This is a genomic window from Oceanobacillus caeni (assembly GCF_019037185.1).
Classification (GTDB): domain Bacteria; phylum Bacillota; class Bacilli; order Bacillales; family Amphibacillaceae; genus Oceanobacillus; species Oceanobacillus caeni.
Map to the genome: position 1 here is coordinate 43871 of NZ_JAHHXM010000020.1, position 15541 is coordinate 59411.

Below are 15541 nucleotides of genomic sequence, written 5' to 3' on the forward strand. Positions count from 1 at the left end.
AACTAAAATTGTAACCCATTTAACCTTCTTTATTTTCAATTTGGAAATAAAAAGAACACCTCTTTTATTTAGAGGCATTCTCCATGTTAAGCAATAGGTGTTCCGTTTTTAACCGGCTCGTCAGGTTGTAGGAGGACAACATCGCCTTCTTCTGGTACACCACCAATTACTAAAACTTCTGATTTGAATCCTGCAATTCTCATAGGAGGGAAGTTAACGACACTAACCACTTGTCTGCCTATTAACTTTTCAGCCTCATATCGTTTTGTTATTTGTGCCGATGAGTTCTTGAATCCAACTTCTTCTCCAAAATCAATTTTTAACTTGATTGCGGGTTTACGCGCCTCGGGGAAAGGCTTGGCCTCAACAATTGTACCAATTCTTATGTCTAACTTTTGAAAATCGTCAAACGTTGCCATTTGATTCACCTCATTTTTGTTCTTGCTATTATTTTAGCAATATTTGGTAATTTTTAGTATACAAACTTAAAAGTTTTAAATTCTAGGGTTCAGTCTATATAATGTAACGTATGAATAATAATAAATGATAATAGGAGAGAAACCTTGTGAAAAAAAGAGTCGTAATTACAGGAGTTGGAGCAGTGACTCCACTTGGAAATGATGCTTTTACAACTTGGGATAACATAAAAGCAGGTAAATCAGGTATTGCGGAATCTACATTAATAGATAAGGAGAAGGTAGATGTTAAGATTGCTGGTGAAGTAAAGGATTTTAACCCCAGTGATTTTATGGATAAAAGAGAAGCAAGAAGAATGGGACGCTTTAGTCAGTTTGCTGTTGCAGCAAGCAAAATGGCCATGGATGATGCCGGGATGAAAGTTGGGAAAGACGTAAGTTCGGAAAGAATTGGTGTATGGATCGGCTCTGGGATAGGTGGTCTAGGTGAATTTGAGGCTAACTTCAAAAAGTTCGCAGAAAAAGGCCAACGTAGAGTAAGTCCATTTACTATCCCTATGTTCATACCGGACATGGCTGCTGGAAGGGTTTCTATCGAGCTCGGTACAAAAGGTATGGTGAATTGCTCTGTAACAGCATGTGCCTCAGGGACAAACTCCATTGGTGATGCCTTCCGCGTCATTCAAAACGGTCAAGCGGATGTAATGGTTTCCGGAGGATCGGAGGCATGTATTACGAACATGTCGGTTGCTGGCTTTTCTAATATGACTGCACTTAGTAAAAATTCTGATCCAAACAGTGCCAGTCGGCCTTTTGATAAAAATAGGGATGGATTTGTCATTGCAGAAGGATGCGGAATTCTAGTGTTAGAGGAGTTGGACCATGCTTTATCGCGTGGAGCGACTATATATGCTGAGTTAATTGGATATGGTGCAACAGGTGATGCCTATCATATTACCTCACCAGCACCGGATGGAGAAGGTGCAAAGCGTTCAATGGAAGAGGCTATAAAAGACGCAGGAATCTCACCTGATCAAGTTGATTATATTAATGCTCATGGGACTTCCACTTTTTATAATGATTTATATGAAACAATCGCAATCAAACAATTATTTGGCGAGCATGCCTACGAATTATCTGTAAGCTCAACGAAGTCAATGACAGGTCATCTATTAGGAGGAGCGGGTGGAGTAGAGGCTATTTTCTCTATTCTAGCTATTCGTGACTCTATCATGCCACCAACTATTAACTACGAAACCCCAGATGAAGAACTTGATTTAGACTACGTACCAAATGTAGCTAAAGAAAAGAATCTTAATATAACGTTATCCAATTCATTAGGATTCGGCGGACATAATGCTACCATTGTTTTTAAGAAGTTTGTTCAATAAAAGGAAGAATAGAAATGAATGGTGTATTCGCACCATTCATTTCTATTTTTAATGTTTTTGAAACATACAAATAACTCTTTCACATGTTAAAATAAAATATATAGGTTTGAAGAAGGTGAGACGTTATGAAGGTATGGTTCAAAAAAGTATTAGTAGTTCTGACAACGGTTGCAACATTAGGGATGTACACACCAACGGCATTACTAGAAGTGCAAGCAGACCAGGCAAAAGATAATCTCCCTAATTCAGATCAGAATGAGGATTCTTCTAATACAACGGTTCCCATTCAACAAGAGAAACCTATAGATATACAACGTGAACAAACTTTACATCATCATAAAGAATATTTTATAAATGATATGCTCAATCAAGCGAAAGACCAAACGATGACTAAATTCGGTCCGAGAATGGTTAATAAAGTGGAAGATGAATTTACGAATCAAATTCTCCCTACAATGGAGTCTGTACTTGCAACTCTTGTGGATGACGCGGGAGATGATTATATTCATTATGAAATAACAGAAACTCCATCTAATGGTTATGGGGAAAAAATCTTTCATGTCTATGATCATAGAAAAGGGCAAGATGTTGCTAGATTCGATGTTCGCAGGGAGAATCGCCCCTTAGAAGGATATTTTTTTAATTTCCACTATCATCTAAGTAAAGATGGATTTAATGAACATCATGAAATAGGGGATTTATACTGGGATAAAAACATTCCACCTAAATGGATGGCATAATAACGGAATTATTGCTTTGAACCAATCAATTTATTTCAGTAGATGGTTTAAAGTAGGTATCTAATTTTGATTTAAGAATTAGATGCGTTAAAATATAGTGAAATAGGTTTGGAGGGATTGTAATGAAGGAAATATCTGCTAAAGATTTACAGGAAAAATTAGAAAAAGGTGAAAACCTTCATTTAATAGATGTTCGTGAAGATGATGAAGTAGCGCAAGGAATCATACCTGGAGCACTACATATTCGCCTTAGTGAAATTCCAGAACGTATGAACGAACTGGACAAAGATAAACATTACTACATGATTTGTCGATCAGGTGGACGTAGTGGTCGGGCAACGGAATTCCTTAACGAACAAGGATATCATGTAACAAATATGGCTGGCGGTATGTTGGCTTGGGAAGGCGATGTGCAATAATACATTAGGGCTAAACCTCAAATTACTTGAGGTTTAGCCCTTTTCGTTTTAGGAAAATAGCTCCTTATCCAATTCCTGTAGTAGTTCGCCAATTTTCTTGTCTTGTATCACTTGATCTGCATAGTGGTCTAATTCTGTCTTTTCTTGGTTAACAATGACTAGCTTAGCGCCATGTTCCTTTGCAATAAGAGGAAATTGATTTGCTGGTGTAACACTTAATGAAGATCCTAAAACGATAAATAAATCAGATTTTATTGCCTCTTCCTCAGCAAATCGGAAAGCATCCTGCGGCAACATTTCACCAAAGAGTACTATATTAGGACGCAAAATCCCACCACAGCTACAGTGATATTCCTTGTTTACGTACTCATCACTGTCGTATTCCTTCCCGCAGGATTGGCAACGTAAATGTTGTAAAGAACCATGAAGCTCAGCAACACGTTTACTTCCCGCAAGCTGATGAAAACCATCCACATTTTGTGTAATAATGGATTGTAGCTTTCCCTTTTCCTCCCAATCCGCCAGAATATAATGTCCCTTATGTGGATTGAATTCCTTTACTTTTAATACACGTTCTCTGTAAAAATCAATAAATTCATCCACATTATCGTTCAATGCCTCGGTACTTGCAATTTTACTAGGGTCTTTTTTTCGCCAAAGCCCATTATTGGAGGAGCGGAAATCTGGTAGCCCACTTTCTGTTGACATACCGGCTCCGGTAAATACAACCATATTTTTAGCATTTTGAATCCAAGTTTTTAGCATTTCATTCCCTCCATGATTATTATACTATTCATTATAACAACTAATTCCATTGACATGAAAAAATGAATGTGTTATTACATTTTATAGGGATTATCACTCAAACCTTAAGAGTGCTAATAAAAGATGAAGGAGATGTAACCATGGCAAAACAAGAGTTCAAGGCAGAGTCCAAGAAGTTATTGGATATGGTAATTAATTCCATATACTCCAAACGTGAGGTATTCCTAAGGGAACTTATTTCTAATGCAAGTGATGCAATTGATAAAATCTATTATCGCGCATTAACAGATGATAATATTACTTTTAACCAAAGTGATTACTATATAAAAATTGATGTGAATAAAGATAATCGTACATTAAAAGTAATTGATACAGGTATTGGAATGACGAAGGAAGACCTTGAATCCAACTTAGGAACTATTGCCAGGAGCGGTTCTTTCGATTTTAAAAATGAAAATGAATTAAAAGATGGATATGATATTATCGGTCAGTTTGGTGTAGGATTTTACGCAGCGTTCATGGTTGCTGATAAAGTTACTGTGATAAGTAAAGCGTTAGATAGTGACCAGGCATACGTTTGGGAATCTGCAGGAGCGGATGGTTTTACCATTGAACCTACAGATAAAAAGGACGTTGGTACGGAGATTATCTTATCTGTCAAAGAAAACACAGAAGATGAAAATTATGATGAGTACTTAGAAGAGTATCGTATTAAACAAATTGTAAAAAAATACTCAGACTTTATTCGTTACCCAATTAAAATGGATGTAACGGAAAGTAAACTTAAAGAAGGCACAGAAGATGAGTATGAAGATGTGATAGAGGAACAAACGATTAATTCTATGGTACCAATTTGGAAGAAGAATAAAAGTGAGCTAACAGATGAAGATTATGAAAACTTCTATACAGAAAAGCGTTACGGTTTTGATAAGCCATTAAAACATATTCACCTTAATATTGATGGTACAGTTCGTTATCATGCGATTCTTTATATTCCAGAAAATGCGCCATTTAATTATTATTCAAAGGAATATGAAAAAGGCCTTGAATTATATTCGAATGGTGTACTGATTATGGAGAAGTGTGCAGACCTATTGCCTGATTACTTTAGTTTTGTAAAAGGAATGGTTGACTCCGAAGATCTTTCTCTAAATATTTCTAGAGAAATGCTTCAACATGATCGTCAATTGAAAGTTATTGCAAAGAACATTAACAAGAAGATTAAAAACCAATTATTAAGTATTTTAAGAGATGAACGTGAGAAATACGAGAAATTCTATGAATCCTTTGGTCAACAGTTGAAGTTCGGGGTTTATAGCGACTATGGCATGAACAAAGATGTATTACAGGATTTATTACTATTCTACTCATCGAAAGAGAAGAAACTCGTCACGTTAAAAGAATATGTATCTAGAATGCCGGAAGATCAAAAATACATTTATTATGCTACAGGAGATTCAATTGAGCGAATTGAAAAGCTCCCACAAACAGAAATGGTAGCAGAAAAGGGCTATGAAATCCTATATTTTACAGACGAAATAGATGAATTTGCTATTAAAATGCTCATGAATTATGATGAAAAGGAATTCCGTTCTGTCTCAAGTGGCGATTTAGGAATGGAAGAAGATAATAAAGAAACAAAAGAACTAGAAGAAGAAAACAAAGATTTATTCGATGCAATGAAGGAAATTCTATCTGATAAAGTAAAAGAAGTAAAAGCATCTAAACGACTTAAATCTCATCCTGTCTGCCTAACAGCTCAAGGGGATATTTCCATCGAAATGGAAAAAGTAATTAATGCTATGCCTGATAATCAACAAATTAAGGCAGATAAGGTGTTAGAGATTAATGTAAATCATGATGTTTTTGAGTCCTTGAAGGAAGCTTATGATCATGATAAAGATAAATTAAATTTATACACGAATCTATTATATAATCAAGCACTGTTAATTGAAGGTCTACCTATTCAAGACCCAGTGGATTTTACAAATGATATTTGTAAAGTAATGGTTAAATAGAAGCAAGCCTCTACTTTCCTAGTAGGGGCTCATTTTATTTTACAAGGATATATCCACTTATTTTTCTATTAATCTACTAAAGTATATTTTTTAGAGAAAAGGATATACTTTTAAATAGAACGGGTATTGATTAAGGAGTTTTATTTTATCCCACTTTAAGCTTCTTGGGAAACATAGAAGGTAAGTGGAAGATCAACTGACCGTAAAGGCGATAGGAGCGACTAACCATTAGTGAGGGATGAAGGAAAATCCCCACCTATGGAAGTCTTCTTTATCCCATGATTCTGCCACAATTACATGGTAGGGTATATTTATAGGGCAATATGATCAAGAATATGACAAGTTGTCACATGAATTGGTTGACAAATGACATCGTGTCACTTAAACTTAAATTATACAAAAAGTGACATCGCGTCATAAGGGGAATTTGGAGGAAGTGCATTGCCGAAACAAACGTTTTTTAATTTACCCGAGAAAAAAAGGCAACATTTAATTAATGCCGCGGAAGAAGAGTTTGCAAGGGTTCCTTTGCATGAAGCATCTATAGCCAATATAGTAAAATCTGCCGGTATTCCTCGAGGAAGCTTTTATCAGTATTTTGAAAACAAAGAGGATATATATTTTTATCTACTAAAAGAGGAGACAGATGCTAGGAGAATTAAATTTTTCCAAAAGCTGGAGGAACATGACGGTGATATTATAAACGCTGTGACGGATTTTTATTATGAGTTTTTAGTTGAACTCCCCGATGATAGAGAATTTGACTTCCTAAAAAATGCTCTGCTCCATGTAACACATAAAATTGAAGATGCTTTTACAGCAGCTTTTAAAGGGAAACATGACACAGGATTTTTCAATGAAGTAATTGAAATGATTGATAAGGATCGTTTAAATACTAAAAACGATACGGAAATCTACCATATGTTACAAATTGTCATAGCAGTTGTGTTTCGAAACTTTGTAGAAAAGTTTTCAAAAGAGTTGTCTGATGATGAAGCAATTGAACATTTTACAATTGAAATGAACTTATTAAAGAATGGACTATATAAAAACTAATATATTTAACGAATACTATACTAGAATATTTAGGAAAATGGGGTATGATAAATGACAGTTAAAATATTTGGCGCATCTTGTTCATCGACGAGGAAAGCAAGACAATGGTTTAAAGATCAGGACATTTCATTTGTAGAAAGGAATATTTTAAAGAACCCACTAACTGTAAACGAACTTCAAGGGATATTACGAATGACAGTGGATGGAACAGACGAGATTATTTCTACTCGTTCCAAAATTTATAAAGATTTAAATCTAGATATGGACGCGATTCCACTACAAGAGTTACTTGAATTAATTCATCAATATCCAAGGTTGCTTCGAAGTCCGATAATAATGGATGAAAAGAGACTACAAGTAGGGTATCATGAAGATGATATTCGTCAATTTTTACCTCGAAAAACGAGAGAGTATCAGTGGTTGAAGTGGCGAATGAATAATATCCAATTTGCTGAAGGGTAAAACTACTACGAAAGTGCGTAATGTTCATTAATTAAACCCACTTAGGGGGGAGTCTTATTAAAGTAATAGCTGAGCAATCTTATGTAAAGGTTGAAAGGCAGATAAATAGTGTTGAGATGACTCGGGTTGAACATCAACGTACAATATACCTTTATGATAACCGAATTGTAACGGAACATCGCGAATTTCCAATAAAAGATGTTCTGGATATCTCCTATCGCTTCATTGGTGGGGATGGGGGTCTTCTCTATCTATATACATCTTGTGGAGTGTATTCCTACATCGTAAAGTCATCACCGGAAGATTTTGTTCAAACGTGTAAAGAGCATATTTTAAATTATCCTCATTCTTAAAGGTGGAAGTATAGCTGATATACTTCCACCTTTTGTTGCTTATTAGAAAATTATAAAATTTGTGCGGCTATGGATAACCTTAGATACAGAAATAGCCACGTCCGGCTCCAGCGCCCAGCGACTAGCGAGACTTCCTTCACCTCCGTACGATAAGTCAACATCGACTCACTCCGTTCGTCGTGTTTCCTTTATCTCCTACGGCTCAGTCCAGTCCGTACGTCGCTAAACGGGCGCTTAAGCCTTTGTTCTTTATTCATGACTTCTCTTTCTAAATTGCATTCGAAAAAACGTAACAATCAAAGTACCAATCAATACTAGTCCTAAGTAACCAATGAGTGGGTAGAATTGACTTACTAAATCAGTAAAGCCGATAAAGCTTAGAATATATCCTAAAATGAGGAAAATAGTCAAGAGCACTTTAAACCTTCTTGTTCCAACTTTTGCAAAACGTGCAGTTAAAGAGAAAAACATACTAATAGCGGTATTGAATATCATCCCAAAAAGGATAACAGACATGATACTCCCAAGTATTGGGGATATACTATTCACGATGGAAAGCATAGGCATATCGTCCGCTGCTACCGTTTCAATTTTTGAGAAGATGGCTAAATTACTTAAAATGATTAATGCACCGAGACCAAGTCCTCCAACGAGACCACCAAGTGTTGCCGTTTTAATATTTTTTTCTGCTCCACCCATAACTAATGTCATAGAGGCACCTAACGCAATATTAAAAGATACATAATTGATGGTAGAAATAATCCAGTTCGGTAGTGGTGTATATACTTCTCTTGCTATTGGATCAAGATTGGCAAAGGATGTATCAAGTGTAAAAAAGGAGTAAATTGAAATAATGATAATGAATAAAACTAGGAATGGAGTGATACTACCAATTACGGAAACTACTTTGTTAATTTTTAACATACCAGTAGTAAGAATTAGAATTGCCATTAGAGTTGTTCCAACGAAGTAAGGTAAACCAAACTGTTGGTTAAGGTTTGACCCAGCTCCAGCAACCATCACAACTCCAACACCGAATAAAGTAAGTATTAGAATAATATCAACTAGTACACCGAGATAGGGGCCGCTAATGGCATAAATCGCATCCTTATGAGAGCTTGTCTTCGTCTTACTACCAATTAACATAAGTACCATTCCGAGAAAGGCAAATAAGGCAGTAGCGATAATTCCCCCAATAATACCTAATAGACCAAAACTTGTATAATACTGCAAAATTTCTTGACCTGAGGCAAAACCTGCCCCAACAATAATTCCGATAAAAGCACTAGCTAATTTCAAAATTTCCCTCATAACGTCCTCCAAAACTTGCTACTTTGCTATTTTATTATAAAATGAAATAATTATAATATATCACTTAACAAAATCAATTACGATTAGTTTGCTTAAAATTGGAGGAAGTAATCATGGCAGTAGGAAGCTATCGAGATACATGGGTTGAAATATCACTAGATGCTTTAAAAAGCAATGTAAAGGCATTTAAGAATCATATTAACCCAAAGACAAAATTAATGGCTGTGATAAAGGCGGACGGCTATGGCCACGGCGCGATTGAAGTTGCACAAGCAGCACTGGAAGAAGGAGCGGATTATTTAGCCGTTGCTATATTAGATGAAGCATTACAAATCCGAAAAGCCAAGATCAATGCTCCTGTCTTAGTATTAGGATATACAGGAATAAGTACAGAAACAGCCGTAGAGGATGCTATAAATTCAAATATAACGTTAACTGTTTTTACCAAGGAAATAGCTAAGGAAATAGTAAAAACAGCTGAGGAATTAAAAAAGATCGCAAAAGTGCATATTAAAATAGATAGCGGTATGAACCGAATTGGAATTAGAAAAAGAGAAGAAGCATTAGAACTCATATCATTATTAACATCAAATTACGTACAAATTGAGGGGATCTTTACTCACTTTGCTGATGCAGACAATTCAGATTCCACATATACAGATAAACAATTTAAACATTTTTTGTCAGTGGTTGATTATTTGGAGGAACATGACATTCAAATACCAATTAAACACTGTTGTAATAGTGCAGCAACTATTTCTTATCCTCACATGCATATGGACATGGTACGGGTTGGTATAAGCTTATATGGATTATATCCTAGTGAACATTTAAAAAATAAAATTAAACTTATACAAGTTATGAGTTTTAAGACGAAACCAGTCCACATTAAAAATGTGGATATCGGTGAACCGATAAGTTATGGTTGTACATTTTCAACGAAAAGTCATTCAAAAATCGCCACGATTCCAGTCGGTTATGCAGATGGTTTTACAAGAGCATTATCGAATAAAGGGAATGTCTCCGTAAAAGGAAAAAGGGCACCAATTGTAGGACGGATTTGTATGGATCAATCGATGATAGATATAACGGATATACCCTATGTTAGCAAAGAGGACACTGTCACCATTTTTGGCGAACCTAGTGAAGGTTTTATTTCTTTGGATGAAGTTGCGGAACAGTTACAAACCATCCACTATGAAATAGTCTGTTTAATTGGAAGACGTGTATCACGCGTCTATATTCAAAATGGAAAATTACATCATGCAAAAGGATTATAATAATGAAGTAGTAATGAATAAACACTCCGTAAACCTAAGCGCAGGTTTACGGAGTGTTATGTTTCACTGTATTAAATTCACCTGATTTAACCCGTTTAAATCGACTTCTTGTACATGGTGCATATCATCAAGAGGAAAAATAGTTGCAGTTCCTTCCTGTTCGTTTACTGCTTGAATATATACAGGAATGCCATGGTAGTTTACATTAATCATCTCAATGGATTCCAAAATATCTTGTGCTGTTTTACTATCCATGATGTCCTCCTTAACTTGCATTTTACGCCTTTTCTAGCTGTTAGGGGATGGAAGAATTCATTTACTTATATTTTTTGTAGGAGGGACCGAAATATTCTAATTGATATCATCCATTTTCTTCTAGAGATCCACTGAGAATCTAATTATTTAGTTTTAAAATAGTAATCGTGACCATGGATCTCTACGATTAGTGTTATCACGGTCATCATCATGGTGATGTCTTTTACGGTCGGAACCTCCGTCTTTGTCATCATGATGATGTTTCTTGTGGTCAAAATCACCGCCTACATCATCATGGCGATGTCTCTTACGGTCGGAATTACCGCCATCATCATCATGGTGACGTTTCTTGCGGTCAAAGTCTCTATCCCTAACATTATCATCTTTTACAAAAACTTCTTTCGCCTTAATGAAAACTCTGCTTGCATGAATGTTAACGTCATTTACGTTATCATGGTCCTTCTTACTTTTTCTATCCTCACTGTGAGACATGCAATTTCCTCCTTTCCATATAATAACCTATGTTTATCTAAAAGTAGCTGAATAGGTAAAGGCTCAGATTTATATAAAATAGACTAACAACTATTCCTCGATAGAAAATAGAGATTGCTTAACATGGTTTGAGGTAAAAACATTATTAATGACCTTAAATATTGGACTAAATGAATCATTTATTACTTTTAGTAACCATATAATAAAAGGGAATTAAATATCTTGCAATAAGTTGAAAATGATGTTATATTATTATCAATTAAAGTATGTTTAATTAAAAATAATTTGGCATACATTTATCATATAGGAGGAATATAAGTCTATGTTAAAAATAGGTATTATTTTAGGAAGTGTACGTCAAGGACGTAATGGAGAAGCTGTTGCAAACTGGACACTTGACTTTGCTAACAAACGTAACGATGCTGATGTAGAATACGAATTAGTGGATCTTGCCGATTACAATTTGCCATTTCTAGGTGCTGAGATTCCAGAAACACAACAAGCCGAAGCTGAAAAGGCAATTAAAGCATGGTCAGAAAAAATTGCTTCTTTTGATGGATATATCATTATTGCACCAGAATACAACCATGCAATTGGTGGAGCATTGAAGAACGCATTAGATTATTTAAACCCAGAAGTGAACAATAAAGCTGCTGGATTCGTTGGATACGGAAGTTTAGGTGGAACACGTGCTCATGAGAACCTACGTCTAATTTTAGGTGAACTTCAAGTAGCAGACGTTCGTACTGCAGTAACATTCTCATTATTAGCCGACTTTGAGAATTTCAGCGTATTCAAACCAGCTGATTACCATGAAGCTAATGCAACTGAAATGTTTAATCAAGTAATTGCTTGGAGTAAAGCTCTTAAAACAGTTAGAGGTTAATTATTCGTAGTTTTCGTTCTTGTGAAGATTTAAAAAAAATAGAGTGCTAAAGGATGCACTCTATTTTTTATTAAATGACTCATTCAATTGGGACAATTCCACACTTATCAAGGGGAATTACTTTAACCATATGACTATGTTCATCATATTGATTCATAACAACGGACCTACCATTATAGTTCACAGGGATTAAATCATGGGAATCCATAATTTCTCTTACCCTCTTCTTATCCACTGCATAACCACCTTATTCTTTAGGTAATTATTAATATTCTCTCCACGTTATAATAAAACCATGCAGTTGAAGTCTGATTTAGAACAAAAAAGCAAATTGCATCATAACAATCTGCTTTTGTTCACTCAGGCTCTATATAAATGAATAAATTCAAGGGCGTACATAATGAAAGAAATAGTAAGGAAGATTCCAGTAGTAATGACTAGAATAGCTGCTACTTGTAAGTTTAATTCCGGAAATGCAATAAATAGGCCCATAGCAACATAGAATACCGTGGTTGATACTTTTCCAAACCACTTTGAACCATCTAGCTTTTTTCCTTTTTTTAATAAAATAAGTCCATTGATACCCATAAATAATTCTTTAAGAACCACTAATAATACTAAAATCCACATATATGGGTAATGAAATACAAGGCAAATGACAATTGCGGCTTGGGTAAGTTTGTCAGCAATAGGATCCAACGTTTTTCCGAGTTCTGTTATTTGGTTGAATTTTCTTGCTATAAAGCCATCTAATAAATCAGTTAAACCAGATAAAAAGATAATAAATGCTGCAATATAATAATCATTTGTCTCCGTTGCACTGAAGTAGATATAGATAAAGAAAGGAATAAGCAAGATCCTGATGCAAGATAAAATATTTGGGATAGTCAACCATTCCCTTTTGGTTAGCTTCACACCAACATCCTCCTAAATGTTTTGTAAGTTTTATCCCACCTAAACAGGCAGTAAGACTCTCACCTCAAGATTGAGGGAGATCAACTGCCCGTAAAGATTCGATAAGTACGGCTAACCATCAATAGGAGATAAAGGAAAACCCTTACTGATGGAAGTCTTCTTTATTGTATCATTTTTATCATGTTAATAAGACTATTTCTACTTCTGGCAAATAATATCCATCATTAACTAAAAATTATGTAACAGTCGAAACTAGGATTCTATTGTTTATTTAGGTAAAATATACATACGTTCATCTATTATTATAATTTATGGTTCAAATAAATGTTTTATTATTTAAACATAGACGGAAAGAAGAAAAAGCGGGAGGTTAAATAATGAGAGAAGTAGTTATTGTTAGCGCGGTACGTACAGCGATAGGAAGCTTTATGGGGATGTTGAGTAATACACCAGCAACCGAATTAGGTACGATTGTTATAAAAGAAGCACTACATCGTGCAGGATTAGAAGGTAACCAGGTGGATGAAGTTATTATGGGAAATGTCCTTCAAGCGGGATTAGGACAAGGACCAGCACGCCAATCTGCACTTAAAGCTGGTATACCTGAGGAAGTTCCGGCAACTACCATTAATAATCTATGTGGTTCCGGTCTAAAATCTGTTCACCTTGCCACCCAATCCATTCAAGTAGGTGATGCAGAAATTGTGGTTGCTGGTGGGATGGAAAATATGAGTTTAGCTCCATATCTTTTACCTAAGGGAAGAGAAGGCTTCCGAATGGGGGACGGTAAAGTTGTCGATAGTATGATCAATGATGGTTTACAATGTGCTATCAATGAGTATCATATGGGGATAACAGCGGAAAATATTGCTGAAAAATATAGTTTAACGAGGGAAGAACAAGATGAATTTGCTGCCTGGAGTCAGCAAAAAACGGAAAAAGCAATTAAAAATGGTAAGTTCAATGAGGAAATAGTTCCTGTTGTTATTCCTAGACGAAAAGGAGATCCAATAACATTCGCTCAAGATGAGTTCCCACGTGACAGGGTAACTACTGAGAAGTTGTCAAAATTAAGACCTGCATTTAAAAAGGATGGAACGGTTACAGCGGGGAATGCGTCTGGAATAAATGATGGTGCAGCTGCATTGGTATTAATGAGTCGAGAAAAGGCAAAAGAATTGGGAGTGAAACCTTTAGCTGTTTTACGTGGAAACGCGTCTGCTGGAGTAGATCCAAAAATCATGGGTATTGGTCCTGTACCTGCAACGAATAAAGCCTTTCAAAAGGCAGGAGTTTCGATGAGTGATATTGACTTAATTGAAGCAAATGAGGCCTTCGCAGCACAATCATTGGCTGTTGGAAGAGATTTAGATATTCCCAAAGACAAGCTTAATGTAAATGGTGGTGCTATTGCCTTAGGCCACCCAATTGGCGCAAGTGGAGCAAGAATTTTAGTTACATTACTTTACGAAATGAAAAGAAGAGGCGACCGCTTTGGCTTAGCAACCCTTTGTGTTGGCGGTGGCATGGGCGTTAGCAGCATTGTAGAAATGGAAAACTAACATACGATTTTGGAGGGACGCAAATTGGTTAACCAAAAGGTAGTTTTTATCACCGGAGCAGCAAGCGGAATTGGGTACCAGGTTGCTGTCGAGTTTCTGAAAAATGGGGCAAAGGTTGTTTTATCTGATATTAATGATGAAAAGCTTAAAGATGTGACGAAGGATTTACAAATGAAGGGTCATGATTGTATCGGTTTAAAGGTAGATGTGACAAAAGAACAGGATATAAAAAGTGCTATCCATCAAACAGTTGAAAAATATGGAAGACTTGATGTTTTAATTAATAATGCCGGACTTCAACATGTCGCACCAATTGAAGACTTCCCAACAGAAAAATTTGAATTTATGATTAAGGTTATGCAGATTGCACCATTTATCGCTATGAAACATGCCTTTCCAATTATGAAAAAGCAAGGGTTTGGTCGTGTTTTAAATATGGCATCTATTAACGGGTTAATAGGGTTTGCTGGGAAAGCAGCATATAATAGTGCAAAGCATGGATTGATAGGATTAACAAAGGTTGCTGCGTTAGAAACGGCTGAAAATGGTATTACGGTAAATGCTATTTGCCCTGGATATATTGATACACCTTTGGTCCGAGGACAATTTGAAGATCTAGCAAAAACACGTAATGTACCGGTTGAATAGGTGAAAGAAGAAGTCCTTTATCCACTTGTTCCTCAAAAGAGGTTAATTGATGTACAAGAAGTAGCGGACTATGCTCTATTCTTAGCAAGTGATAAAGCCAAAGGAGTAACCGGCCAAGCCGTTGTCCTTGATGGTGGGTATACGGCACAATAAATCAGATTGACTAGTTATACTACAAGTGAGAGAAATAATTTGAAGAAACTTGAAAAGCAACGGAAGTTATTAAGGATATTACAATATATGATAATAGACAAGGTCAACTTTTTGTAAAAAAAGTTGGCCTTTTTGTTATCACGGACAAAACTCATGAAAATGAACGAGGAAAAGGTCGAGAGAGGAGTTATCACGGACAAAACTCATGAAAATGAACGAGGAAAAGGTCGAGAGAGGAGTTATCACGGACAAAACTTATGAAAATGAACAAGGAAAAGGTCGAGAGAGGAGTCATCACGGACAAAACTCATGGAAAAGAGCCAGGAAAAGTCCGTGAGGGGATACACCTGCTTCTGTCAAGTAGACAGTACCAAAGTGTCTCAAAAAACTTTTCACAATACCTTTGTTTCCGATAGTTT

Annotated in this window: 16 protein-coding genes and 1 pseudogene; 10 read left to right on the forward strand and 7 right to left on the reverse strand. The window is 35.8% G+C overall.

What is annotated here, in order from left to right; all coding sequences use genetic code 11:
* Positions 1 to 86: 86 nt before the first annotated feature.
* On the reverse strand, positions 87 to 419 hold the full coding sequence (gene csaA / locus KM885_RS11650) for a chaperone CsaA (protein ID WP_047186826.1): 333 nt from the start codon (positions 417 to 419) through the stop codon (positions 87 to 89).
* A 146-nt stretch (positions 420 to 565) separates the two neighbouring features.
* On the opposite strand from csaA, the gene fabF reads away from it, so the two are divergent.
* From fabF to KM885_RS11665, 3 genes are all read left to right on the forward strand, one after another.
* On the forward strand, positions 566 to 1807 hold the full coding sequence (fabF, locus tag KM885_RS11655; RefSeq protein ID WP_204798564.1) for a beta-ketoacyl-ACP synthase II: 1242 nt from the start codon (positions 566 to 568) through the stop codon (positions 1805 to 1807).
* 125 nt (positions 1808 to 1932) lie between these two features.
* Positions 1933 to 2547 (forward strand): YpjP family protein, encoded by a 615-nt coding sequence (locus tag KM885_RS11660; protein WP_047186828.1) that lies wholly within the window; start codon positions 1933 to 1935, stop codon positions 2545 to 2547.
* Between the two features lie 122 nt (positions 2548 to 2669).
* Positions 2670 to 2966 carry a rhodanese-like domain-containing protein gene (locus KM885_RS11665; protein ID WP_047186829.1) on the forward strand — a complete coding sequence of 99 codons (297 nt, stop codon included), beginning with the start codon at positions 2670 to 2672 and terminating at the stop codon, positions 2964 to 2966.
* A 48-nt stretch (positions 2967 to 3014) separates the two neighbouring features.
* On the opposite strand, the gene KM885_RS11670 is transcribed toward KM885_RS11665, so the two are convergent.
* A complete protein-coding gene (locus KM885_RS11670; protein WP_047186830.1) occupies positions 3015 to 3731 on the reverse strand; it encodes an NAD-dependent protein deacylase in 717 nt (238 codons plus the stop codon).
* Positions 3732 to 3871: 140 nt separating this feature from the next.
* On the opposite strand from KM885_RS11670, the gene htpG reads away from it, so the two are divergent.
* The 3 genes from htpG to KM885_RS11685 all read left to right on the forward strand — a co-directional run bounded on the left by htpG (position 3872) and on the right by KM885_RS11685 (position 7267).
* The gene (htpG, locus tag KM885_RS11675) at positions 3872 to 5749 is read left to right on the forward strand and encodes a molecular chaperone HtpG (protein ID WP_047186831.1); all 1878 of its coding nucleotides are present in this window, start codon (positions 3872 to 3874) and stop codon (positions 5747 to 5749) included.
* Positions 5750 to 6190: 441 nt separating this feature from the next.
* Complete coding sequence (locus KM885_RS11680) at positions 6191 to 6805, forward strand: TetR/AcrR family transcriptional regulator (RefSeq protein WP_047186832.1); 615 nt, start codon at positions 6191 to 6193, stop codon at positions 6803 to 6805.
* 51 nt (positions 6806 to 6856) lie between these two features.
* The gene (locus KM885_RS11685) at positions 6857 to 7267 is read left to right on the forward strand and encodes a Spx/MgsR family RNA polymerase-binding regulatory protein (protein ID WP_047186833.1); all 411 of its coding nucleotides are present in this window, start codon (positions 6857 to 6859) and stop codon (positions 7265 to 7267) included.
* 602 nt (positions 7268 to 7869) lie between these two features.
* Here the strand turns inward: KM885_RS11685 and KM885_RS11690 are convergent.
* The gene (locus KM885_RS11690) at positions 7870 to 8931 is read right to left on the reverse strand and encodes a YkvI family membrane protein (protein WP_216884020.1); all 1062 of its coding nucleotides are present in this window, start codon (positions 8929 to 8931) and stop codon (positions 7870 to 7872) included.
* A gap of 113 nt (positions 8932 to 9044) precedes the next feature.
* On the opposite strand from KM885_RS11690, the gene alr reads away from it, so the two are divergent.
* On the forward strand, positions 9045 to 10211 hold the full coding sequence (gene alr, locus KM885_RS11695; protein ID WP_216884021.1) for an alanine racemase: 1167 nt from the start codon (positions 9045 to 9047) through the stop codon (positions 10209 to 10211).
* Positions 10212 to 10274: 63 nt separating this feature from the next.
* Here the strand turns inward: alr and KM885_RS11700 are convergent, their stop codons facing one another.
* Complete coding sequence (locus KM885_RS11700; RefSeq protein ID WP_216884022.1) at positions 10275 to 10466, reverse strand: H-type small acid-soluble spore protein; 192 nt, start codon at positions 10464 to 10466, stop codon at positions 10275 to 10277.
* 153 nt (positions 10467 to 10619) lie between these two features.
* Positions 10620 to 10958 (reverse strand): hypothetical protein, encoded by a 339-nt coding sequence (locus KM885_RS11705; RefSeq protein ID WP_052771799.1) that lies wholly within the window; start codon positions 10956 to 10958, stop codon positions 10620 to 10622.
* A gap of 322 nt (positions 10959 to 11280) precedes the next feature.
* On the opposite strand from KM885_RS11705, the gene KM885_RS11710 reads away from it, so the two are divergent.
* Positions 11281 to 11844 carry an NADPH-dependent FMN reductase gene (locus tag KM885_RS11710; protein WP_047186837.1) on the forward strand — a complete coding sequence of 188 codons (564 nt, stop codon included), beginning with the start codon at positions 11281 to 11283 and terminating at the stop codon, positions 11842 to 11844.
* Between the two features lie 79 nt (positions 11845 to 11923).
* Here the strand turns inward: KM885_RS11710 and KM885_RS11715 are convergent, their stop codons facing one another.
* The gene (locus tag KM885_RS11715; protein WP_128715745.1) at positions 11924 to 12079 is read right to left on the reverse strand and encodes a small, acid-soluble spore protein, H family; all 156 of its coding nucleotides are present in this window, start codon (positions 12077 to 12079) and stop codon (positions 11924 to 11926) included.
* A 125-nt stretch (positions 12080 to 12204) separates the two neighbouring features.
* Entirely contained in the window at positions 12205 to 12759 is a 555-nt protein-coding gene (locus tag KM885_RS11720) for a CDP-alcohol phosphatidyltransferase family protein (RefSeq protein ID WP_047186839.1), read from the reverse strand.
* Positions 12760 to 13136: 377 nt separating this feature from the next.
* Between KM885_RS11720 and KM885_RS11725 the strand changes: the two genes are divergently transcribed.
* Positions 13137 to 14321, forward strand: a complete 1185-nt coding sequence (locus KM885_RS11725) for an acetyl-CoA C-acetyltransferase (protein WP_216884023.1) — start codon at positions 13137 to 13139, stop codon at positions 14319 to 14321.
* A 24-nt stretch (positions 14322 to 14345) separates the two neighbouring features.
* A pseudogene (locus tag KM885_RS11730) lies at positions 14346 to 15122 on the forward strand (3-hydroxybutyrate dehydrogenase).
* The last annotated feature ends 419 nt before the right edge of the window (positions 15123 to 15541 follow it).